This window comes from Streptomyces sp. S4.7 (genome assembly GCF_010384365.1).
Lineage (GTDB): Bacteria > Actinomycetota > Actinomycetes > Streptomycetales > Streptomycetaceae > Streptomyces.
In genome coordinates, this window is sequence record NZ_CP048397.1 from 2118086 (window position 1) to 2140117 (window position 22032).

Below are 22032 nucleotides of genomic sequence, written 5' to 3' on the forward strand. Positions count from 1 at the left end.
TCCCTGCGGCACCACACGCCGGCAACCACGTTACGCAGACATGCCGCCCGGTGAAGCGGCCCGGCATTGCGCCGGACCAGGCGGTCGTCAGGCCCCTCATCAGCGGTCAAGCGGTGCCCCGAAGCCCAGCGGCAACACCCCCCAGGTCATCGCCTTCGACAGGGGGCACACAGCCATACCGGACCCGGGGGCCAGGAACCCCATTGCGGGGCCACGAGAAAGGTAACGGGCAGGGATGGTGAGGGGGCGGCGGGCGCCTCACACGGGACCGGGTTGCGGGGCCGGGGACGGGGCTCGCGCCTACCCATACGCTCGTGATCGCGCTGACGCAGCGCGCCCCGCACCGGTCGGTCGGCACGACGAGCCCGGCTGCCCGCCGGATCCAGCGGCACCCCGTCGAGCGTGGTGGTCGGCAGCGCGGGCACAGCACCGAAGTCGGGGTCGATCTCGCCCCAGGACAGTACGGTGCGGTGCCCGTCCCGGCCGGTGACGGCCAGCAGGAAGCGGGAGCGGTCCCGCCGGCGCCGTACGTCGAAGTCCGGCCGCGCGTCGGCCACGACCTCACGCAGCAGGGGCCCCTCGAACCTGTGGTGGCGCGGCCCGCTGCTCGCGCACCGGAAGACCGCGTCGGCACTGTGCTGCTCCCGTCCCCGCCGGAGGTCGTCGACGCCCGGCGTGCCGGGCCGGGCCGGCTCACCGCGCGCAGAGCCAAGGCCCCGGTACGGACGGAAGGAGGGCCCCCGGGTGGCGTCTTGAGTCGGCCCGTCGAAACTCCCCCTTCGAACGGCGCACACGCGACGACCGGGGCGATTCCTGCGGGACGGTCCGCGAAATCTCATCTGCGGCTCTGAAGACCGCATTGCCCTCGCTTCTGCGTGGACGGACACGGATTATCGGCCGTGAACGCGCCGACGAAAGCCGACCCGGGTCGGGGGCGTCGCGCCAGACTGGTGGGCATGGTGCGTCTGCGGGTACTGACGACGAACGACTGGCCGCTGTGGCGCGAGGCGCGTCTCGCGGCGCTGACCGAGGCGCCGCACGCGTTCAAATCCCTGCTGGCGGACTGGGATCGGGGCGGGGAGGAGCGGTGGCGGGCGCGACTGGAGACTCCCGGTACGTACAACGTCGTCGTGTCGCTGAACGGACGGACCGCCGGTATGGCGAGCGGTGTGCCCGGGGAGGGCGGCGTGTGCGAGCTGAGGTCGGTGTGGGTCGGTCCGGGCGCGCGGGGTCTCGGCGTCGGGAACCGGCTGATCGCCGCGGTCGAGACCTGGGCCCGGCGGTCGGGCGCCACGACGCTGAAGCTCGCGGTGATCCCGGGCAACGAGTCGGCGGTCGCGCTGTACCGCCGTAACGGCTTCCTCCTCACCGACGAGCGAGGAGACCTGCTGCCGGACGGCGTGACGACGGAGCGGGTGATGGCGAAGCCGCTCCGCCCGGCCGAAGGCAGGTCGACCGGAGGTACCTAGCGTGCCAGGAACGGGACGAGTGCCGCGGTGAGTTCCTCGGGCGCGTCCAGCGCGATGAGGTGGGCCGCCGTGGGGAACTCGACCAGGGTGGCGCCGGGAATCCCGGCGGCGTACCGGCGGGCGATGTCCTGGAAGTCGGCGACGTCGAGCCCGCCGATGCCGACGAGCGTGGGGACGGCGATCGTGCCGATATCGCCGGCCTCTCCGCCCTGGGAGTGTTCTTCGACGGCGTCCTGGTTCATCAGCGCGGTCCGTACGGAAGCGCGGAGTTGCCCGGCCAGCGCCGGGTCGACGTCGCGCCATTCGCGGGCCGGCCCGCGGAGCCACATGTCGAGGTTCACCAGCACGGCGGCGTCGACGTCGCCCGCGGCGAGGGCCGCCGTCTCCGCCTCGTCGTACGCGACCATCCCGGCCGACCAGTCGTACCCCGGCCACGGTGGAGCGAGCAGCGCCAGCGAACACACCCGGTCCGGGTGGGCGAGGGCGAACTCCACCGCCACCCGCCCACCCCAGGACGCGCCGACGAGCCGAACGCGCTCGTGACCGAGGTGATCCAGCAGCAGCCGCAGATCGTCGGTCTCACTGAACGGCCCCGCCGGGGTCGCGGACCCACCGAAGCCGCGCAGGTCGTAACAGATGACCGTGTGACGCTCCGCGAGACCGGGCACGGTCGCGTCCCACATCCGGTGATCCGCGATGCCGGCGTGCACGAGAACGACGGGCGGGCCGTCCCCGGTGACGGTGTACGAGAGATGGCCGAGGTCGTCGGCGAGTACGGGCATCCGCAGATGCTCGCAGGTCGCCACCGCGCACGCCACAGAGAAAATCGGCGACACCGGTCAGGATTCCGACCGGACGGGCGTCACCGCGAAGGGGGAGGCCACGCCGCCTTTCGGAACTCCGCGACGTACTCATCCCCGGCGTCAGAGACGAACCTCGTCGAGCGAATTTTCGACCCAGATGGTCTTGCCGTCCGGCGTATACCACGTTCCCCATCGCCGAGCCAGGGAAGCGATGATCAGCAGACCACGGCCATCTTCGTCTTGAGCGCGGGCGTGGCGGAGGTGCGGCGCCGTGGTGGCGTTGTCCGAGACTTCAACAGTCAGATATCGATCGCGTATGAGGCGAACTGTCGGATTTCCGCTGGCGTGCCGGATTGCATTGGCAACAAGTTCACTCACCACCATTTCCGTCGTGAACGCATGTGTCTCAAGACCCCACTCCTCGACTTGCTGAGTAGCCTCTCCCTGGCCTCGCCCACCGCGGCAGGATCCCGGCTTCCGGTCCATGCGGCCACCCGGTCGTCCGGCAGACGGTGGGTACGGGCTGCGAGCAGAGCGGCGCTCTCACCTCCCAGCCCGCCGAGCATTCTGCGCACGATGCTGTCGCAGATGGCCTTCGGGGCGCGGCCGGAGCGAGTGGCGGCTTGCCGCAGTTGCACCATGCGCTCTTCCGCGCGAGGGCCGGGCTCAAGAAACGACTGGGAGAAGAGGACCAGCATGCTCTCCGGAGCAATGACCTGACGGTGCAGATCGTGTCCCAGGCCCTGCCCCAGTGGTGCGCCGACCGGCACTTCCACGGTCGTGATGTCGCCGGCCGGGGAGATCAGCAAAGGGGCTGGCCAGCCAGCTGAGGCAACAGCGAACTCACCGGTCACGGAATCGTAGACCGCATAAAGACAACAGGGAGGATCCGTCGACGAGGACGGCAGGCCCGTGGGATTGGAAAGGAACTGGCCGGTGGCATCGTCGAGGCGAGCCAGCAGTTCGTGGGGAGGGAGGTCAAGCACGGCCAGGGTATCCAGCGCGGTGCGGTAACGCCCCATCGCCGCCGATGCGTTGAGTCCTTGCTGGGAGACTCGACCGATGGCAAGGCCAACGCGGGCTCCCGACAACTCGATGACGTCGAACCAGACCGTCTCGTTGGATCCGGGCGTGTAGGCGAGGCCCACGTCTGATGCATCAAAGAAAACAGGGTGGCGGGGTCCTCGATAGAAGCTGGCCAACCCCAGGACACGCGCATGAAATGACAGAGGTACGATAATCATCGAGTGAATTCCGGCGTTTCCCAGAGCTCCAGCACGCGCGGCGTCATGCATGAGCCAGTCCGATGGCGAGGTCTTCGGGTCCAGAAGTACGGGTGTGAGATCCGCAATGACCTGTGCGCAAGGGGTCGGAAAGGCGAAATAGCTCATTTCCCCGACGCGATAGACAGCCTGGAGACCGCCGGGGGCCTCGAATGCCGCCCGGCGCAGGACAACGTCCGCGCCGACCGGAGGCGCCGGTGCCTCTGCCCCCTGTATGACGTCGTCGACGAGGTCCACCGAGACGGCGTCGGCGAAATCCCGCACCGCAACCACGGCGAGTTCCTGAGCAGTCCGCATCGCGTCGAGCGTGGAACCGATCTCTTCATGCGCTTCGGCCAGGAGCCGCGCGGCGGCCTCCGACCGGTTTTGATCGGTGACATCGTGGATCACGGCGCCGGCGCCAATGGTCTGCTGGTCATCGCGCAGCTGAAATGCGGTAACTGCGAAGACCCGCGGGTCTCCGCGGCCGTCGCGCCCATTGATTCTTTCCTGGACAGCCGCCTCGTCACCCACGATGACCCTTTGGAGCAACGGAGCCAGAGGGAGACGCGAATCAAGATTACCAACATGGTGCTGGAGGACCTGTTCTGCCGAACGTCCGCGCATGGCAAGGGCGGCTGAATTGGCGCGCAGGACGCTCAGGTCAGCGTCGTACACCTCAAGACCAGCAGTGCTGTGCTCGAATGCCGAGAACTCGAAGGCCGATTCGACGTCAGCGGCGTGAAGGCTTGGAGCGGTGCCTCGCGAGGCGATAACGGTCCCCGCCTCGCCCCGGCACGCGGTCAGGAACAGTGCAGCAGGCGCATGCCCTCCGCTATCACCGTCATGGGAGCCCAGGAGTCTCTCGATGACCAGACCCGCAGGCGCGCCGACGACATCGCGCGAAGAGAGCTCCGGGTAGCGCCCTGCCTCATCGTCCCAGCGGGAAACATTTCCCCTGGTATCAATAGTGAATGAGCTGTTGTGCGCCATGATTGGCATCTCCTCGCACAGCCTTTCCTACTAACCACTCGGTAGCTTTTGGCTGCGGGGCGTCCCTTCCAGGCTGAAGGACGCCCGCTCCGACGGCAACTGGGTCAGAAAGTGCTTGTGATCCAGCTAAGGGCTTGCAGGGAATCAAGGTGTTGCTTCCCTGCAAGCCCATAGCCAGTCCTCGGGGCGCTGGTTGTCGGTCATCAGCTCGCCTTGTTGTCGAGTGCGTTGCGGATGCGCTGTGCCCGGCGCTGAGCGATACCGCGTTCGCGCTTCATCCGTCGCAGGCTGAGGGGGCCCGTCCTGGCAAGTTCGCGGGCGCGTTCGACGAGTTCGGCGTCGGAATCGAGCAGCGCGGTCGCGGGTGCGGGCTCCGCTCTCTGCGGGTGCGGCTTCATGCCGGCCGGGTCCGTGCCGCACACGACGTCCGGGTGCGGTGGGTCCATGGGTGCGAGGTCGAGAAGCAGCGCGCCGTGGGTGCGGGAGCGCGCACTCACTGGAGTGGGTGCGGACCCGGTCGGCGCACTCGGGTGCACTGCGGGTGCGGGTGTGTTGAGTTCGGCGGTGAGTGCGGGTGGGGTTCGAGGGGGCGCAAGTGCGACGGCCTGGTTCGCGGCTGCGTAGAACTCGACTGCGGGTGCTGTCAGTTCAGCGGGTGCGGGTGCGGCGGTGGGTACAGGCTCCGCGGCGGCCGTAGCGGAAGAGAGGGGGTCCGGTTCGATGCCGACGGCGGCGAGACCGGCCGGGCCGGTGTCCGCGAGCGGGACGCCGTACTTGGCGAGCCGCAGCGGCATCATCGCCTCGATGGGCGCCTTGCGGCGCCAGTTGCGGCCGTAGCGCGCCTGGAGGCGGGCCTGGTAGATGAGCCGGTCCTGTTCGAGCTGGATGATGTCCTCGTAACTGCGGATCTCCCACAGCTTCATCCGGCGCCACAGCTTGAACGTCGGGACGGGCGAGAGCAGCCAGCGGGTGAGGCGGACGCCCTCCATGTGCTTGTCGGCGGTGATGTCCGCGATCCGGCCGACCGCGTGGCGGGCCGCCTCGACGACGACCACGAACAGGATCGGGATCACCGCGTGCATGCCCACGCCGATCGCATCCGGCCACGCAGCGGCGGCGTTGAACGCGATCGTCCCCGCAGTGAGTACCCACGCGGTGTGGTGCAGCAGCGGGAACGGGATCCGTACCCATGTGAGCAGCAGGTCGAGCGCGAGCAGCACGCCGATGCCAGCGTCGATGCCGATCGGGAAGACAAGCGCGAACGTGCCAAAGCCCTTCTGTTCGGCGAGTTCGCGCACGGCGGCGTACGAGCCGACGAAGCCGATCGCGGCGATCAGCACGGCGCCCGCGATGACAACGCCGATCAAGCGGCGCTGTGTCGAGGTGAGTTGGAGCCGTGTCACGAGAGGTGCCTTCCGGAGGGGTCGGGCCCGCGCGGGGGTGATCGCGGGCCCGACCGGTCAGGTGCGGGTCTGGGACTGCTCGGCGGCGTGCTCGCGGGTCTGGGCGAACTGGGCCGCAGCGGCTCCCTTTCCCTGCGCAGCGTCCCGATCCTGCTGGCATGCGGCCGGGGTCGCAGGAGCGTCCACGATCGGGTGCTCGCGCGGCGTGTCGGCGGCCATCAGACTGTGCCCGCAGCCGCGCGCAGGCACAGGGCCCATTCGCCACGGGTACGGGAGCTGGCCCACATGTCCGGGGTGAGCGCGCGCAGGGCGCGACGGCCGGCGTGCTGCGCGACGTACGACGGGTAGCTGGTCAGTACGCGGGCGTCGGCGAGCGCCAATGCGCGAGCCCATCCGGCGACGGTTAGTTCCTGGTCCGGCTTGTGCTCGGCGAGGTGGTCGGCGGCGGCGGTGAGTACCTGGCTCGCGATGCTGGGGAGGGCGAGGATGCGGCGAAGGCCGTCCTCGGTAGTGGGGGCTGCCTGCGTGGCGGCTGCCCGGATACGATCTGTCACGGCTGGCTCTCCTGTTAGTAGCAGGGGGCTGGCAGCCCGCGAGGTGTGTCACCACCTGCGGGGTTCTGGCCGGGCCTGGTGTGTCACCACCGGGCCCGGCCGTCCTGCGCCCCGTTCGGTGTCACTGCCGAGCGGGGTTTCTGCATTTCCGAAGGTACGGGAAAGTTGCGAGACTCGCAACTTTTAGAGGAGGATGACGCCATGCCAGATGAGCCACCGAGCGGGGAGAGATACACCATGCTCACGTTCGAGCAGGCGGCGGCGCGACTCGTTGAAGACGGGCATGTTGCCCGCATGACGGGCGAGGGGCTACGCAAGGCAGCGCGGACACATCCCGACTGGCCAATCACGCAGGCGATGTACGGCAAGGCGGCGAACGCACGGACCCTCCCATACGAACTCGCCGTCCGTTTCGTCAAGACTCGACGCCGTCAGAACTGAAGGCGCACGCCGACCGGCCCGCCGTCGACGGAAGATCGGCGGGGGCCGCCTGCCCCTTCGACGACCGCCGCATCGTCGTGGCCACGCCAAGCAGGCGAAAGCCGCATTCGGGGCTATGGACATCCAGATCAACCGCAGCGGCGACTCCCCAAGTACGCGTCAGCCACCGAGATCCTCATGACCAAGCGAGAGAAATAGAGAAGCCCACCGAGAGGAGTGGAGCGCCTTCGGGTAGAGGGATCAGCACCCGAACTGGGACTCCAGCACTCTCGCGACCTCCATGTCGTACCCGTGTTCTACCGATGAACGAGGAGTCCCATCTGCGGCGGGAAGGTTGAAATACGCCTCCGCATGCAGCTGCGGGATGCCTGCCGCCAGCACAGTGGCGACCGCAAGCCTCCGCAGATCGAACACCGATACTCGTAGGCCAGCCCGCTGCGCGTGATCCCCGAACACGCCCTCGATCCAACCTCGCTCATGCAGCCCGAGGACGAGTGGCTCGTACGGCGTTGTGGGCTCATCGCCCAGGTAGGTGCCGAGTGCGGCAGCTGCCGAGCGGGCAACACGGATCGTGCGGGCGCAGGTGCCCCGGATGGTGAGTTGCGGAGCGCGCCCAGGCGCCCAGTCACGGACGTTCAGCCGACTTATCGTTCCCGGCGAGAGGCCCACCAACAGCGCCAGGGACACAGCGGCGTGCAACTCCAGATGATGATGGGTGATGGCCAGGGCCATCCGCCCGTCCTCAGGGGAAACGGTCGGCCGAGTCTTCATGCTGCGACGATAGCGCCGGCGGTTCGCAAGTTGCGCTCACAGAATGTGTCCTACTCCACCCGAAGACCCCCTTGATGACAACCGGCGGCGCGCACGGAGGTCCGGCCGGCCATCGCGGCAGCGTCAAGCTGTACAGAGCCGCCAGGGGCGGGCGCCCCGGTGAAGGTGGCGCGCCACTACCAATGCCGGGGCGTCGGAGCGGCATCCCATCGCCGAGGGGTCGACTGACAGAAGAACAAGAACGGAGCCCTCAAAGGGCCCTTCGTGATGGGCATCTCCTTCGGCCCGAAAACATGCGGGTGTTCGAACCACTCGCGGGTGCCGGGCGGGCGAGCCGAGAACACGGCTCCAACATTTCGGGCGAGCAGCGGGCGAGCAGACGATCTTGGAGACATAAAAAAGGCCCCCTCCGCAGAGGGGGCCGACCTGTTGTTGCTGGTCAAACGGGTGAACTTGTGGGGCGTACCGGTGGGGCGGGTGGGACTCGAACCCACGGCCGACGGATTATGAGTCCGCTGCTCTAACCGGCTGAGCTACCGCCCCTAACGGCGCGTCGCGCACATTTGTGCGCGCCGTCTGCCGCAGCATAGCCGCTCATACGATCTCCTGCCTCGGATGGTCGGCAACGCCTGACCTTGAGGACTTCCTGAGGAGCCGACCGGTTCCAGGAGAAGCCCGAAGATCACCCAAAAGGCTGGCGGCGACGCCCCGACGGACCGTCAGTGGCACGCCGGTGAGCAGTGGCGGGCACAAGAAAGAGGACCCCGAGGGGTCCTCTTCCGTGCTTGCTCTCCCGGCTGGACTCGAACCAGCAACCCTCCGGTTAACAGCCGAATGCTCTGCCAATTGAGCTACAGGAGATCGCGCTCCCCCGACTGGACTCGAACCAGTAACCTGCCGGTTAACAGCCGGCTGCTCTGCCAATTGAGCTACAGGGGATTGCTGCGTATGCACCGAACGCACCCACCCCGGGTCTCCCGGGCGGCGGACGTCCGCTGCGACACATACATTAGCGCAAGCAGGGGGGTGCTCCGCCAATCGGTATCCCGCCGGGTCACACTGGGTGATCTCGGACCTCGTGGGTAGGCGGACGTCACGGCTCAAGGTCCGATGCCAACGAACTAACGAAGGGTGGCAGGCCATGCGGCGCCTCACGTTCATCGCGGGACTGGCTGTCGGTTACGTACTGGGAACCAGGGCCGGGCGCGAGCGCTACGAGCAGCTCAAGAAGTCCGCAAGCCGGATCTCGCAGAACCCGGCCGTGCGCAACGCCGCCGAGACGGCGGCGCTGTCCGGCCGTGAGTACGCGGGGAAGGCGTACCACTCGGTGAGCGACAAGGTCGGGGACAAGGTCCCGGGGTCCGTCGCCGACCGGGTCCGGTCGCTGCGCTCGCGGAACGGCAACGGCGAGGACGACTGGGGAACCACCAACACCTGACCCGCTCGACGGCGGTGTGGCGGCGGTTCCCGGGCACCGGACGGTCCCGGGAACCGCCGCCGCCCCGCGCGTGCGGCAGAATCGTGGCATGGGAATAGTCGCCGGGTTGGACAGTTCGTCGGGCTCCACACGCATCGTCGTGTGTGACGCGGACACGGGTGCCGTGCTGCGGCAGGGATATGCCGTACATCCCGTCGAGCCCAAGGCCACCGAGGTCGATCCGCAGGCCTGGCTGCTGTCGCTCGGTGAGGCCGCGGGCGGCGGGGTGCTGGAGGGCGTACAGGCCATCGGCGTCTCCGCGCAGCAGCACGGGCTCGTGCCGCTGGACCAGTCGGGCAATCTCGTACGACCCGCGCTGCTCGGCAACGACAAGCGCGCGCAGGTCGCCGCCGCCGATCTGATCGACGCGCTCGGCGGGCGGCAGGCCTGGGCGGAGGCTGTCGGGTCGGTGCCGCAGTCCGGTCAGCCCCTGGCGAAGCTGCGCTGGCTGGCGCGGAACGAGCCGGACGCGGCGCGGCGTACGGCGATGGTCCTCCAGCCGCACGACTGGCTGGTGTGGCAGTTGCTCGGCCGGCCCGCCCGGCGGACGACGGACCGGGGCGCGGCGTCCGGTTCCGGCTTCTGGTCGGCCCGCACCGGCGAGTACCGGCCGGATCTGATGGAGCTCGCGCTGGGCCACCAGGCGGCGCTGCCGGAGGTGCTCGGCCCGGCCGAGGCCGCCGGGACCACCCCCGAGGGCCTGCTGATCTCCGCCGGTACGGGCGAGACCATGGCCGCCGCTTTCGGGCTCGGTGTCGGAATCGGGGACGCGGTGGTGTCGCTGGGCGCCTCCGGGTCGGTGATGACCGTGCACCACGAGGCACTGGCGGACCCCACCGGGATGATCACGTCGTTCGCCGACGCCACCGGGATGCATCTGCCGGTCGTCCACACGCTCAACGCCGTACGGGCCCTGCGCGGCACGGCGGAGCTGCTGGGGACCGAGGACCTGGACGAACTGTCGGCGCTGGCGCTCAAGTCCACGCCGGGCGCGTCCGGTCTGGTGTTCCTGCCCTATCTGGAGGGCGAGAAGACGCCGCATCTGCCGCACACGGCGGGCACGTTGACCGGTCTGCGGCGTGAGTCGATGAAGCCGGAGCATCTGGCGCGGGCCGCGTTCGAGGGGATGCTCTGCTCGCTGGCCGACGCGATGGACGTGGTGCGGGGACGCGGGGTCGAGGTGCGGCGGGTGTTCCTGCTGGGTGCGGCGGCCGGGCTGCCTGCGGTACAGGCGGCGGCGCCGGGGATCTTCGGGGCGCAGGTCGTCGTCCCGGAGCCCGCGGAGTACGCGGCGCTGGGCGCGGCGCGGCAGGCCGCGTGGGCGCTGGGCGTCTCGAAGAACACGCTGTCGCCGCACAGCCCGCCCGACTGGCGGGGCGCGGCGGTGCAGGTCTTCGAGCCGGGCGAGGAGGCGGCGGTGGGTGCCGCGGTGCGCCAGCAGTACACGTCCGCCCGCGATCACATCCACCCGGGTGCCTTCTCGGCCGCTCCGGGGGCCTAGGGGGCGGGCGGGGCGGGGGCCGGGCGAAGGGCGGGGCGGGGGGGCCGAGGGCTCGGAGCGGAGCCCTCCGGTACGACAGTCGTTCTTGACTTGTCCTTTGTGGAAAACCCTTGGGTTCCAGCGGCTGGAGTGTCGCAGGATGGGTCCGACCCCCGATCTTGCCGAGCCCGAGAGACAGCACGTGCTGCTACGACTACTCAGAACCCATCTCGCCCCCTACAAGAAAGCCATCGGTCTGCTGGTGGTGCTCCAGCTGCTGCAGACCTGCGCCTCCCTCTATCTGCCCACCCTCAACGCCGACATCATCGACAACGGTGTCGTGACGGGTGACACGGGTTACATCATGGAGTTCGGCGCTCTCATGATCGCCGTGAGCGTCCTCCAGGTGCTCGGCCAGATAGGCGCCGTCTACTACGGCGCGCGTACCGCCTCGGCCCTCGGCCGGGACGTGCGGGCCGCGATCTTCGACCGGGTGCAGAGCTTCTCCGCCCGTGAGGTCGGCCAGTTCGGGGCGCCGTCGCTGATCACGCGCACCACCAACGACGTCCAGCAGGTGCAGATGCTGGTGCTGATGTCGTTCACGCTCATGGTGTCGGCCCCGATCATGTGTGTCGGCGGCATCGTGATGGCGCTCGGCCAGGACGTGCCGCTGTCCGCGGTGCTGCTCGCCGTCGTGCCGGTCCTCGGCATCTCCGTGAGCCTGATCGTGAAGCGGATGCGCCCGCTGTTCCGCACCATGCAGGAGCGGCTCGACACGGTGAACCGGGTGCTGCGTGAGCAGATCACCGGCAACCGCGTCATCCGGGCGTTCGTCCGCGACGAGTACGAGAAGAAGCGGTTCGAGGGTGCCAACACCGCCCTCACCGAGACGCAGCTGGCGACCGGCCGGCTGATGGCGCTGATGTTCCCGGTCGTGATGACGGTCGTGAACGTGTCGTCCGTCGCCGTCGTCTGGTTCGGCGCGCACCGGATCGACAGCGGCGGGATGCAGATCGGCGCGCTGACCGCGTTCCTCGCGTATCTGATGCAGATCGTGATGGCCGTGATGATGGCCACCTTCATGTTCATGATGGTGCCGCGCGCCGAGGTGTGTGCCGAGCGCATCGAGGAGGTGCTGGACACCAGGTCGAGCGTCGTACCGCCCGAGGATCCGGTGCTGATGCTGCGCCGGCACGGTCATCTGGAGGTGCGGGGCGCGGAGTTCCGCTACCCGGGGGCCGAGGAGCCGGTGCTTCGTGATGTGTCACTGACCGCCAGACCGGGCGAGACGACCGCCGTCATCGGCTCGACCGGCAGCGGCAAGTCGACACTGCTGGGGCTGGTGCCCCGGCTGGTCGACGCGACGGCCGGCGAGGTGCTGGTGGACGGTGAGAGCGTACGCCGTCTCGATCCGGCGCTGCTGGCCAAAACGGTCAGCCTGGTGCCGCAGAAGCCGTATCTGTTCTCGGGCACGGTGGCGACGAATCTGCGGTACGGGAATCCGGACGCGACCGACGAGGAGCTGTGGCACGCGCTGGAGGTCGCGCAGGCCAAGGAGTTCGTCACCGACCTGGAGGGCGGGCTGAACGCGCCCATCGCGCAGGGCGGGACGAACGTCTCCGGTGGGCAGCGCCAGCGGCTCGCGATCGCGCGCACGCTGGTGCAGCGGCCGGAGATCTATCTGTTCGACGACTCGTTCTCCGCGCTGGACTACGCGACGGACGCGGCGCTGCGAGCCGCCCTGGCGCGCGAGACCGCGGAGGCGACGGTGGTGATAGTCGCCCAGCGGGTGTCGACCATCCGCGATGCCGACCGGATCATCGTCATGGACGAGGGCCGGGTGGTCGGTCAGGGACGCCACCGCGAACTGATGGCCGGGAACGAGACGTACCGGGAGATCGTGCTCTCCCAGCTGACCGAGGCGGAGGCGGCCTGATGAGCGGTCCTGGCGGACGCATGATGGCGGCCGGCGCGGGTTCCCCGTCGCAGCGGTCGATGGATTTCAAGGGGTCGAGCAAACGGCTGCTGCGGCAACTCGCGCGGGAGAAGGTCACCCTGTGGTGGATGGTCGCCGCGGGTGTGCTGAGCGTGGCCGCCTCGGTGGTCGGCCCGAAGATACTCGGCTCGGCGACCGACCTGATCTTCGCGGGGGTCGTCGGCCGTCAGACGCCGGGGGGCGCCGGCAAGGAGGAGACCGTCTCGCGGCTCCGGGAGGAGGGCGACAGCGGGCTCGCCGACCTGCTCTCCGGGGTGGACTTCGTACCGGGGCAGGGCATCGACTTCGACGCGGTCGGCCGGGTCCTGCTGGTGGCGCTGGCGGTGTACGTCGCGGCCGGGCTGCTGATGCTGGTCTCGACGCGGCTGTCGATCCGGGTCATCAACCTCACCATCTACCGGATGCGCGAGGACGTACAGGCCAAGCTGTCACGGCTGCCGCTGTCGTACTTCGACCGTCAGCAGCGCGGTGAGGTCCTGAGCCGGGCGACGAACGACGTCGACAACATCTCCCAGACGCTCCAGCAGACGATGGGCCAGCTCATCAACTCCCTGCTGACGATCGTCGGTGTCCTCGGGATGATGCTGTGGATCTCGCCCCTGCTGGCGCTGGTCGCGCTGGTGACCGTGCCGCTGTCGGTGCTGGTGGCGACGAAGGTCGGCAAGCGCTCGCAGCCGCACTTCGTACAGCAGTGGAAGTCGACGGGCACGCTGAACGCCCATATCGAGGAGATGTACACCGGGCACGCCCTGGTGAAGGTCTTCGGGCGGCAGGACGAGTCGGCGCGGGCGTTCAAGGAGCAGAACGAGGCGCTGTACCAGGCCGGTTTCAAGGCGCAGCTCAACAGCGGCGTGATGCAGCCGCTGATGTTCTTCATCTCCAACCTCAACTATGTGCTGGTGGCGGTCGTCGGCGGGCTGCGCGTCGCGTCGGGGACGCTGTCGATCGGTGATGTACAGGCGTTCGTCCAGTACTCGCGCCAGTTCTCGATGCCGCTGACGCAGGTGGCGTCGATGGCCAACCTCGTCCAGTCCGGGGTCGCGTCCGCCGAGCGGATCTTCGAGCTGCTGGACGCGGACGAGCAGGAGAAGGACGCTCCCTCGGCCGCGCGTGCGCACGAGTTGCGGGGACGGGTGGCGCTGGACGGCGTGGCGTTCCGCTACGAGCCGGACAAGCCCCTCATCGACGACCTGTCGCTGTCGGTGGAGCCGGGCCAGACGGTGGCCATCGTCGGCCCGACGGGCGCGGGGAAGACGACGCTGGTCAATCTGCTGATGCGGTTCTACGAGGTGACGGCCGGCCGGATCAGTCTGGACGACATCGACATCGCCACCATGTCGCGGGAGGACCTGCGGTCCCGGATAGGCATGGTCCTCCAGGACACCTGGCTGTTCGGCGGCACGATCGCGGAGAACATCGCGTACGGCGCGGCGGGCGAGGTCACCCGGGAGGAGATCGAGGAGGCGGCGCGGGCGGCCCACGCGGACCGTTTCATCCGCACGCTGCCCGACGGCTACGAGACCGTGATCGACGACGAGGGGTCGGGCGTCAGCGCGGGCGAGAAGCAGCTCATCACGATCGCGCGGGCGTTCCTGTCGGACCCGGTGATCCTGGTGCTGGACGAGGCGACCAGCTCGGTGGACACCCGTACCGAGGTGCTGATCCAGAAGGCGATGGCCCAACTGGCGCACGGGCGGACGAGCTTCGTGATCGCCCACCGGCTGTCCACGATCCGCGACGCGGACGTGATCCTGGTGATGGAGAACGGCTCGATAGTCGAACAGGGCACGCACGGAGGGCTGCTCGCGGCGCAGGGCGCGTACGCCCGGCTGTACGCGGCGCAGTTCGCGCAAGCGGTGGCCGAGGTGGACTAGGGCGTGTCCGGAATGTAGCGCCGTCCGCGCGCAGGGCGGGGCCCGCGGCGGCCGGTGCGGTGCATCGCGAAGCGCGGAGGATCGGTGTTGTGGACGGCCCGGTCGTACTCGGCCGACTCCGACAACGCGGCAAGCTGCCGTGCCGGGCGTCGCGGGCCGGGTGGGACTTCGACGACAGGTCCCGGTGCGAGTGGGTCTGACCGGACCTCCGCCCGGTGGGCCGGATCGTCCTCAATCGCCGGACGGGCTTGAAGTGCCCGTCCGGCTCCGGCCTCAGTCCAGGTAGCCGCGCAGTTGGTCCGCGAAGGCGTGGTCGCGGAGTTTGTTCAGGGTCTTGGACTCGATCTGCCGGATGCGCTCGCGCGTCACGCCGAAGATCCGGCCGATCTCCTCCAGCGTGCGGGGGCGGCCGTCCGCCAGGCCGTAACGGAGCTGGACGACCTTGCGTTCGCGCTCGCCGAGCGTGGAGAGGACCGCTTCCAGATGCTCGCGGAGCAGCAGAAACGCCGCCGATTCGACGGGGGAGGCGGCGTCGCCGTCCTCGATGAGGTCACCGAAGGCGACATCGTCCTCCTCCCCCACCGGCGCGTGCAGGGAGACGGGTTCCTGGGCGAGCCGCAGGACCTCGCCGACCCGCTCGGCGGTGAGCTCCAACTGGGCGCCGACCTCTTCGTGGGTCGGTTCGTAGCCGCGCTCCTGGAGCATGCGGCGCTGGACCCGGACGACGCGGTTGATCAGCTCGACCACATGGACGGGGACGCGGATGGTGCGGGCCTGGTCGGCCAGCGCGCGCGACATCGCCTGGCGGATCCACCACGTCGCGTACGTCGAGAACTTGTAGCCGCGCGCGTAGTCGAACTTCTCCACGGCCCTGATCAGGCCGAGGTTCCCCTCCTGGACGAGGTCGAGCATCGTCAGTCCGCGGCCGATGTAGCGCTTGGCGACGGAGACGACGAGTCGCAGATTCGCCTCGATGAGCCGTCTCTTGGCCATCCGGCCGCGCACGACGAGCCGGTCGAGGTCGAGTGCGAGCTGGGAGTCCAGGTCGGGCGTCGAGCCGAGCTTCTCCTCGGCGAAGAGGCCGGCCTCGACGCGGCGGGCGAGGTCCACCTCCTCGACGGCGGTGAGCAGCTGGATCCGCCCGATCTCGCGCAGATACTGCCGGAAGAGGTCGGACGAGGGCCCGCCGCTGTCGGCCTTGCCCCGAGGGCTGACGCGCTCCGGGACCTCGGGGATGTCCACCGGGTCCTCGGTGACGGTCTCCGGGGCCGGCTCCGGGGTCGCCTCGGGATGGTGCGCGGCTCGGCTTTGCGAGGGAACCGCCGACACCAGTTCGGTCTCGGTCAGGGTCTGGGTCTGGGTCTGGGTCTGCACGGGGGCGGCCTCCAGGGTGATCGCTGCCGGATCGGGGGCGTGCGGCAGCGGGACGTGGGCGGCCGGGCCGCCGTCAGTCCCGTACACGATGAGCGGATCCGCGGGGATGAGTGGCCCACCGTGGGTGGACCGGCCGCGCTCCGAGAACACAGGCACCGCTGCCCAGTGTGGGGTACAGCGCACTGCCGCCACGAGAGGCGTGCGAGGACTTTCTGAGTCCCGTGCGTAACCGGGCAGTTACCGAAGGATGTTTAAAACGGCGGGAGTTGGGACCGGTGGGACGGCAGTGGCGGCGGCCGCAGGGAGCCGGGTCCGTACGGTGGCCGCTTCGTCCGCGATCGCCGGACGGGCCGGCTTCGCAGGCGTCAGAGCGCCGCCGCGCCGCTGTTGCGGAGGGACTGGCGGTACTGCTGGAGCACCCACAGCTCGTTCTGCACCGCCTGGTGCCGTTCGGCGTCGGCGCCCGTACCGAGGCGGGCCAGTGTGCTCGTCACGTCGTGGATGCGGAGGTCGACGGCCCGCAGCCGGACCCGTACCAACTGCTCCCCCGCGTACGCCTCGTCGATCGTCTTGCCGTGGAACACCTCCACCGCCAGCTCCGTGACCAGGGCGCGCACCGCGTCGTTCGGCGCGGCCTCGCGGACCCCGGCCAGATACTCCGGCGCCGAGACGATGCCCTGCTCGGCGCCGCCCGCGTCCTCGACGGCACGGCGGACGGCGGCGTACGGCGGGGCGGTGAACTCGTCCACGCCGTACGCGTCGAAGGCCGGGGAGACCAGCTCCGGGCGCTGGAGGGCGAGCTTCAGCAGTTCGCGCTCGGTGCGGTGGGCGGGACTGCGGAGGTTGAGCGCGGGGCCGGAGAGGGCCGGGGAGGAACCGGAGTCGTACGAACCCTGCGGGCCGTTCGGCCGGCTCCCGCGGCCGTCCGCCGGGCCCGCGGGCCCGCGCCCGCCCCGGTCACGGGCCCAACGGGCCATCTGGGCCACCCGCTTGACCACGAACTGGGTGTCGAGGATGCCGAGGATGCCGGCGAGCTGGACAGCGACCTCGTGCTGCGAGGCGCCGTTCTTGATCCGGGCGACGATGGGGCCCGCCTCGTCCAGCGCGGACGCGCGGCCCGCCGGGGTCTCCAGGTCGTACCGGGACACGATCTGGCGGATCGCGAACTCGAAGAGCGGCGTGCGCGGTTCCACCAGGTCCTGGACCGCCGCGTCGCCCTTGCTGAGCCGCAGTTCGCACGGGTCCATGCCGTCGGGCGCGATCGCGATGTACGTCTCGGCGGCGAACTTCTGGTCGTCCTCGAAGGCACGCAGCGCCGCCTTCTGGCCCGCCGCGTCACCGTCGAAGGTGAAGATCACCCGCGCGCTGCCGTTGTCCATCAGCAGCCGGCGCAGGATCTTGATGTGGTCGGTGCCGAAGGCCGTGCCGCAGGTGGCGATGGCGGTGGTGATCCCCGCCAGATGGCAGGCCATCACGTCCGTGTAGCCCTCGACCACCACCGCGCGGCTGGCCTTGGCGATGTCCTTCTTCGCCAGGTCCACCCCGTAGAGCACCTGCGACTTCTTGTAGATCGCCGTCTCGGGGGTGTTCAGATACTTCGGCCCGTTGTCGTCGTCGCGCAGCTTGCGGGCGCCGAAGCCGACGACTTCGCCCGAGATGTCCCGGATGGGCCACATCAGCCGGCCCCGGAACCGGTCGATCGGGCCCCGGCGGCCGTCCTGGGAGAGTCCGGCGAGCAGCAGTTCCTTGTCGCTGAAGCCCTTCCCGCGCAGGAAGCGGGTCAGATGGTCCCAGCCCGCCGGGCTGTAACCCACCCCGAAGTGCTCGGCCGCCGCCTGGTCGAAGCCCCTCTCGGCCAGGAACTTCCGGCCGATCTCGGCCTCTTCACCGCCGAGCCGCTCCGCGTAGAACTCGGCCGCCGCCTTGTGCGCCTCCACCAGCCGGATGCGCTCGCCCCGCTGGTGGGTGGGGTTGTAGCCGCCTTCCTCGTACCGCAGCGTGATGCCCGCCTTGGCGGCGAGGCGTTCGACCGTCTCGGAGAAGGAGAGATGGTCGATCTTCATCACGAAGGCGATGGTGTCCCCGCCCTCCTGGCAGCCGAAGCAGTGGAAGAGACCCTTGCTCGGACTCACCTGGAAGGACGGGGACTTCTCGTCGTGGAAGGGGCACAGACCCTTCAGGTTTCCGCCGCCGGCCGGGCGCAGTTGCAGGTACTCGGACACGACGGTGTCGATCGGGACCGCGTCCCGAACCACCTTCACGTCGTCATCGTTGATCCTGCCTGCCACGCGAGAATTCTACGGGGACGCACCGACATTCCCTTACGCCCGGTCCGCGGACGGGCGACACGGACGCGCGACGGTGCGCGGGCCGGTGCGAGGGCCGGTCAGGTGCCGAGCGTGTCCAGCGGCACCGTCGGGTCGGCGAGCGCGTCCAGATCCTGCTGGGCGCCGGAGCGGATGAGCCGCTGAATGTCGCCGGTGACGTCCCACACGTTGACGTTCATCCCTGCGAGCACCCGGCGGTCCTTGAGCCAGTAGGCGATGAACTCCCGCTTTCCGGCGTCCCCGCGCACCACCACCTGATCGTAGCTGCCGGGCGGCGCCCAGCCCGAGTACTCGAGCCCGAGGTCGTACTGGTCGGAGAAGAAGTACGGGAGCCGGTCGTACCTCACGTCCTGGCCGAGCATCGAGCGGGCGGCGGCGGGTCCGCCGTTGAGCGCGTTGGCCCAGTGCTCCACGCGGAGCCTGTCCGCCGGCAGGTCGGTGCCGGGCAGCGAGAAGGGCACGGAGGCCACGTCGCCCGCCGCGTAGATGTCCGGGTCGGAGGTGCGCAGCGCCAGGTCGACGGCGATGCCGCCGCCCTGCTCGCGCCCCACGAGGTCGAGTCCGGCCGCCTCGGCGAGGCCCGTGCGGGGCGCGGCGCCGATCGCGGCGAGCACGTCGTGCGCCATGTGCTCCTCGCCGTCGTCCGTACGGACGGAGAGGACCATGCCGTCCTGGCCGACGATCTCGGTGAGGCGGGCGCCGAAGTGGAACCGTACGCCGTGCTCGCCGTGCAGTTCGGTGAAGAGCTGTCCCAGCTCCGGGCCGATGACGTCGTAAAGAGGCGTCGGCCGCGGCTCGACGACGGTGACCTCGGCGCCGTACCCGCGGGCGGCGGCGGCGACCTCCAGACCGATCCAGCCGCCGCCCGCGACGACGAGGTGGCCGTTGTCGCGGCCCAGGGCGGTGAGGACGTGGCGCAGCCGGTCGGCGTGGGCGAGCCTGCGCAGATGGTGGACGCCCGCGAGGCCGGTGCCGGGGATGTCGAGGCGGCGCGGTTCGGAGCCGGTGGTCAGGAGCAGTTTGTCGTAGCGCACGGAGGTGCCGTCGCCGAGGTGGACGCACCGGGTGTCGCGGTCGATCCCGGTGACCGTCTGGCCGAGGTGGAGCTCCACGTGGTGGCGGGCGTACCAGGAGGGCTCGTGGACGAAGACGCTGTCGCGTTCCTCCTTACCGAGGAGGAAGCCCTTGGACAGCGGGGGGCGTTCGTAGGGGTGGTCACCCTCGTCCCCGATGACGATCACTCGGCCGGTGAATCCGTCGGAACGGAGGGTTTCCGCGGCCTTCGCCCCGGCCAGCCCACCACCGACGATGACGAATGTCCGATGTGCGTCGACCACTTGCTGCCTCCTCTTTACGCTGCCGCCATCTGTGAGCGTCCCGCACGGAGCGTGATGGCGAAAGAGGGGAGGCTCCACGGGCATGGTTCCGGCTTGATGTGGCTACCTTGCTACACGCGTCACCCCCGTGACGGGGCGGCTCGGCCGCTTCGGCCGTTGGCTGAATATGACGGGTGCGGGATGCGGGACGCGGGGCGTCCCGGTCTCCGACCACCGCGATCAGGTGCGGCCGGTGAGCGCCGTGTGGAGGGATCGCGCCGCGGCATCCGTGAGAGAGGCGATCTGGTCGACGATCACACGCTTGCGGGCGCGGTCGTCCACCGCCGTCTCGAAGAGCGCGCGGAACTGCGGATCCAGCCCCTCGGGCGCGCGGGCCGTCAGCGTCCAGGCGAGCTCGGCCAGGACGATGCGCTGGTCCGCGCGGAGGGATTCCTGGTCGGCGCGCTGCATCACATAGCGGTGGGCGACGGTCTTGAGCACGGCGCACTCCTCGCGCGCCTCGCGCGGGACGACCAGCGAGGCGCCGTACCGGGTGAGCCGTCCGGTGCCGTACTCCGCCCGGGTCGCGCCCTCCGCGGCGAGACAGAACCGCCCGATGAGCTGGCTGGTGGCGTCCTTGAGCCTGGCCTGTGCGACGGCCGTCCCGTCGTAGCCGTGCGGCCACCACTCCTGGGCCGTGAGACGGTCGAGCGCGGCGGCGAGTTGGTCAGGGTCGGTGTCGTGCGGTACGTAGCGGCCGATCGCGACCGCCCAGATCTCGTCGCGTTCGGGTGCGGAGAGCAGCACCCGGTGGTCGATGTGTCCGGCGTGCAGGCCGTCCTCGAAGTCGTGGACGGAGTAAGCGACGTCGTCGGCCCAGTCCATGACCTGGGCCTCGAAGCAGGTGCGGTTCGGCGGCGCGCCGCGCCTGGCCCATTCGAAGACCGGCAGGTCGTCCTCGTACACACCGAATTTCACCGAGTCCGGGTCGGTGGGGTGGGCGCCCTGCTGCCAGGGGTACTTCGTCGCGGCGTCCAGTACGGCGCGGGTGAGGTTGAGGCCGACGCTGACGAGGCGGGCGCCGCCGCCGGCCGCCGCCTCGGCCTCGACCGCCGCCTCGGCGTGGGGCGTGGTGACCTCGGGGGTCACCGAGTCGGCGCGGACGAAGCGCTTGGGCTCGATGCGGGTGAGCAGCCGCAGCGACTGGGCGTTGCCCTCGAAGCCGCCGCAGTCCTTGGCGAAGTCGTTCAGCACCTGTTCGCCGTTGTGGCCGAACGGCGGGTGGCCCATGTCGTGCGAGAGGCACGCCGTCTCCACGAGGTCCGGGTCGCAGCCGAGCGCGGCGCCGAGTTCGCGGCCGACCTGGGCGCACTCCAGGGAGTGGGTCAGCCGGGTGCGGGGGCTGGCGTCCCACTCCTGGCTCTGCGAGCCGGGTGTCACGACCTGGGTCTTGCCGGCGAGACGGCGCAGGGCTGAGGAGTGCAGGACGCGTGCGCGGTCGCGCTGAAAGGCGGTGCGGCCGGGACGTTTGTCGGGCTCGGCCGAGAAGCGCCGGGTGTCCGCCTCGTCGTAGGGGATGCCATCGTGAGGTGCGGTGATGCCTTCCATGCGACGAAGGTAACCGGCTCGGTGGCCGGGGCGGGCTCCAGGTGGGTCCGGGCCTCGTCGTAGCGGAGCAGGAGGAGACGGGCCAGGTCCGGGTGGTCGCCGAGCGGGGCGGCGGCGATCCAGGGGGCGTGGGCGGCCGAGCGGGTGGCGAAGTGGCCGGGGGCGGTGAAGTACGACGCCAGCGCGATACGGCTGTGGCCGTGTGCGGTCAACTCCCGTACGGCGTCGGGGACGGTGGGCGCGGCGGCCGACGCGTACGCGGGGACGACCGGCACTCCGCCGAGCCGTGCTTCGAGGAGCGCGGCCGTGCGCCGGGTGGCCGCGGCCGACCGGGGGTCGCGTGATCCGGCGGCGGCGAGGACGACGCCGGTGTCGTGCGCGCGGTGCGGGTCGTCGTGCCAGCCGGCCTCCACGAGGCGGGCGTAAAGGGTCTCGACCAGCAGGGGGTGCGGGCCGAGCGGAGCGGCGATCGTGGTGCGCAGCCGGGGCGCGGCGGCCGCGAGGCGCGGCAGGTCGTGCGTGACGTGGTGGCCGGGTCCGAGCAGCAGCGGTACGAGTACGGCCCGGCCGCCTCCCAGGGAGGTGAGCGTGTCGGCGAGGGCCGGTTTCTCGATCTCGATGTGCCCGAGCCGGACGGTGAGCCCGGGGCGGTGCGCCCGGATCCGCCGCAGCAGGGCCCTGATGGTGCGCAGGGCACGTGGATCACGGCTGCCGTGGGCGACGACGACAAGGGTGGGGGCGGAGGTGGGCGGCTCGTCCATGGGCCGATCCTGAGGGGCGGACGTTGCCGGGTGGTTGCGGTGTGTGTCGCGGAGGTTTTCGGGGTGCTCACAGGCGGGAGCGGGCCGCCGCGAACTCTTCGGGGGCGCCGAACGTCGTACGGA

The 22032-nt window shown here is 70.0% G+C and carries 16 protein-coding genes, 3 tRNA genes and 2 pseudogenes; 6 read left to right on the forward strand and 15 right to left on the reverse strand.

From position 1 onward, the window contains the following. Positions 1-295: 295 nt before the first annotated feature. Positions 296-668: pseudogene (locus SSPS47_RS35265) on the reverse strand (molybdopterin-dependent oxidoreductase); the annotation flags it as partial. Positions 669-956: 288 nt separating this feature from the next. Here SSPS47_RS35265 and SSPS47_RS09340 point away from each other — a divergent pair. After that, positions 957-1469 carry a GNAT family N-acetyltransferase gene (locus SSPS47_RS09340; RefSeq protein WP_164250195.1) on the forward strand — a complete coding sequence of 171 codons (513 nt, stop codon included), beginning with the start codon at positions 957-959 and terminating at the stop codon, positions 1467-1469. Here SSPS47_RS09340 and SSPS47_RS09345 read toward each other — a convergent pair. The 5 genes from SSPS47_RS09345 to SSPS47_RS09365 all read right to left on the reverse strand — a co-directional run bounded on the left by SSPS47_RS09345 (position 1466) and on the right by SSPS47_RS09365 (position 6484). Then, a complete protein-coding gene (locus SSPS47_RS09345; protein WP_239064823.1) occupies positions 1466-2275 on the reverse strand; it encodes an alpha/beta hydrolase in 810 nt (269 codons plus the stop codon). The genes SSPS47_RS09340 and SSPS47_RS09345 overlap by 4 nt on opposite strands. A gap of 117 nt (positions 2276-2392) precedes the next feature. Continuing rightward, positions 2393-2650 carry an ATP-binding protein gene (locus SSPS47_RS09350; protein WP_164250197.1) on the reverse strand — a complete coding sequence of 86 codons (258 nt, stop codon included), beginning with the start codon at positions 2648-2650 and terminating at the stop codon, positions 2393-2395. Then, positions 2647-4527 (reverse strand): SpoIIE family protein phosphatase, encoded by a 1881-nt coding sequence (locus tag SSPS47_RS09355; protein ID WP_164250199.1) that lies wholly within the window; start codon positions 4525-4527, stop codon positions 2647-2649. The genes SSPS47_RS09350 and SSPS47_RS09355 overlap by 4 nt, the downstream gene beginning before the upstream one ends. Positions 4528-4730: 203 nt before the next feature. Continuing rightward, positions 4731-5930, reverse strand: a complete 1200-nt coding sequence (locus tag SSPS47_RS35270) for a DUF2637 domain-containing protein (RefSeq protein WP_239064824.1) — start codon at positions 5928-5930, stop codon at positions 4731-4733. Positions 5931-6148: 218 nt separating this feature from the next. Further along, positions 6149-6484, reverse strand: coding sequence for a hypothetical protein (locus SSPS47_RS09365; protein WP_164250201.1), 336 nt, complete (start codon positions 6482-6484; stop codon positions 6149-6151). 237 nt (positions 6485-6721) lie between these two features. Here SSPS47_RS09365 and SSPS47_RS09370 point away from each other — a divergent pair, with 237 nt between their 5' ends. Beyond that, positions 6722-6925 (forward strand): hypothetical protein, encoded by a 204-nt coding sequence (locus SSPS47_RS09370; RefSeq protein WP_164250203.1) that lies wholly within the window; start codon positions 6722-6724, stop codon positions 6923-6925. 240 nt (positions 6926-7165) lie between these two features. Here SSPS47_RS09370 and SSPS47_RS09375 read toward each other — a convergent pair whose 3' ends face one another. From SSPS47_RS09375 to SSPS47_RS09390, 4 genes are all read right to left on the reverse strand, one after another. Further along, positions 7166-7696, reverse strand: a complete 531-nt coding sequence (locus SSPS47_RS09375) for a hypothetical protein (protein ID WP_164250205.1) — start codon at positions 7694-7696, stop codon at positions 7166-7168. Between the two features lie 469 nt (positions 7697-8165). Continuing rightward, positions 8166-8239, reverse strand: a tRNA-Ile gene (locus SSPS47_RS09380). A gap of 245 nt (positions 8240-8484) precedes the next feature. Beyond that, positions 8485-8557: transfer RNA gene (locus SSPS47_RS09385), tRNA-Asn, on the reverse strand. Between the two features lie 5 nt (positions 8558-8562). Continuing rightward, positions 8563-8635 (reverse strand) — tRNA-Asn (locus tag SSPS47_RS09390). Between the two features lie 202 nt (positions 8636-8837). Between SSPS47_RS09390 and SSPS47_RS09395 the strand changes: the two genes are divergently transcribed. From SSPS47_RS09395 to SSPS47_RS09410, 4 genes are all read left to right on the forward strand, one after another. Further along, positions 8838-9134: a YtxH domain-containing protein gene (locus SSPS47_RS09395; protein ID WP_147872945.1), complete on the forward strand. Its 297-nt coding sequence runs from the start codon at positions 8838-8840 to the stop codon at positions 9132-9134. An 88-nt stretch (positions 9135-9222) separates the two neighbouring features. Next, positions 9223-10674, forward strand: a complete 1452-nt coding sequence (locus SSPS47_RS09400) for an FGGY family carbohydrate kinase (protein ID WP_147872946.1) — start codon at positions 9223-9225, stop codon at positions 10672-10674. Between the two features lie 181 nt (positions 10675-10855). Then, positions 10856-12589: an ABC transporter ATP-binding protein gene (locus tag SSPS47_RS09405; RefSeq protein WP_164254469.1), complete on the forward strand. Its 1734-nt coding sequence runs from the start codon at positions 10856-10858 to the stop codon at positions 12587-12589. Beyond that, on the forward strand, positions 12589-14523 hold the full coding sequence (locus tag SSPS47_RS09410) for an ABC transporter ATP-binding protein (protein ID WP_164250207.1): 1935 nt from the start codon (positions 12589-12591) through the stop codon (positions 14521-14523). Before SSPS47_RS09405 ends, SSPS47_RS09410 begins: the two co-directional genes overlap by 1 nt. A 273-nt stretch (positions 14524-14796) precedes the next feature. On the opposite strand, the gene SSPS47_RS09415 is transcribed toward SSPS47_RS09410, so the two are convergent. The 5 genes and pseudogenes from SSPS47_RS09415 to SSPS47_RS09435 form a co-directional block, all read right to left on the reverse strand. Then, complete coding sequence (locus tag SSPS47_RS09415; protein WP_164250209.1) at positions 14797-16053, reverse strand: RNA polymerase sigma factor; 1257 nt, start codon at positions 16051-16053, stop codon at positions 14797-14799. A gap of 209 nt (positions 16054-16262) precedes the next feature. Then, positions 16263-18185, reverse strand: a complete 1923-nt coding sequence (dnaG, locus tag SSPS47_RS09420; protein WP_147872949.1) for a DNA primase — start codon at positions 18183-18185, stop codon at positions 16263-16265. Between the two features lie 98 nt (positions 18186-18283). After that, the gene (locus SSPS47_RS09425; RefSeq protein ID WP_164250210.1) at positions 18284-19561 is read right to left on the reverse strand and encodes an FAD-dependent oxidoreductase; all 1278 of its coding nucleotides are present in this window, start codon (positions 19559-19561) and stop codon (positions 18284-18286) included. 219 nt (positions 19562-19780) lie between these two features. Beyond that, on the reverse strand, positions 19781-21148 hold the full coding sequence (locus SSPS47_RS09430; RefSeq protein WP_164250212.1) for a deoxyguanosinetriphosphate triphosphohydrolase: 1368 nt from the start codon (positions 21146-21148) through the stop codon (positions 19781-19783). A gap of 47 nt (positions 21149-21195) precedes the next feature. After that, positions 21196-21909, reverse strand: a pseudogene (locus tag SSPS47_RS09435) (sirohydrochlorin chelatase); the annotation flags it as partial. Positions 21910-22032: the final 123 nt, after the last annotated feature.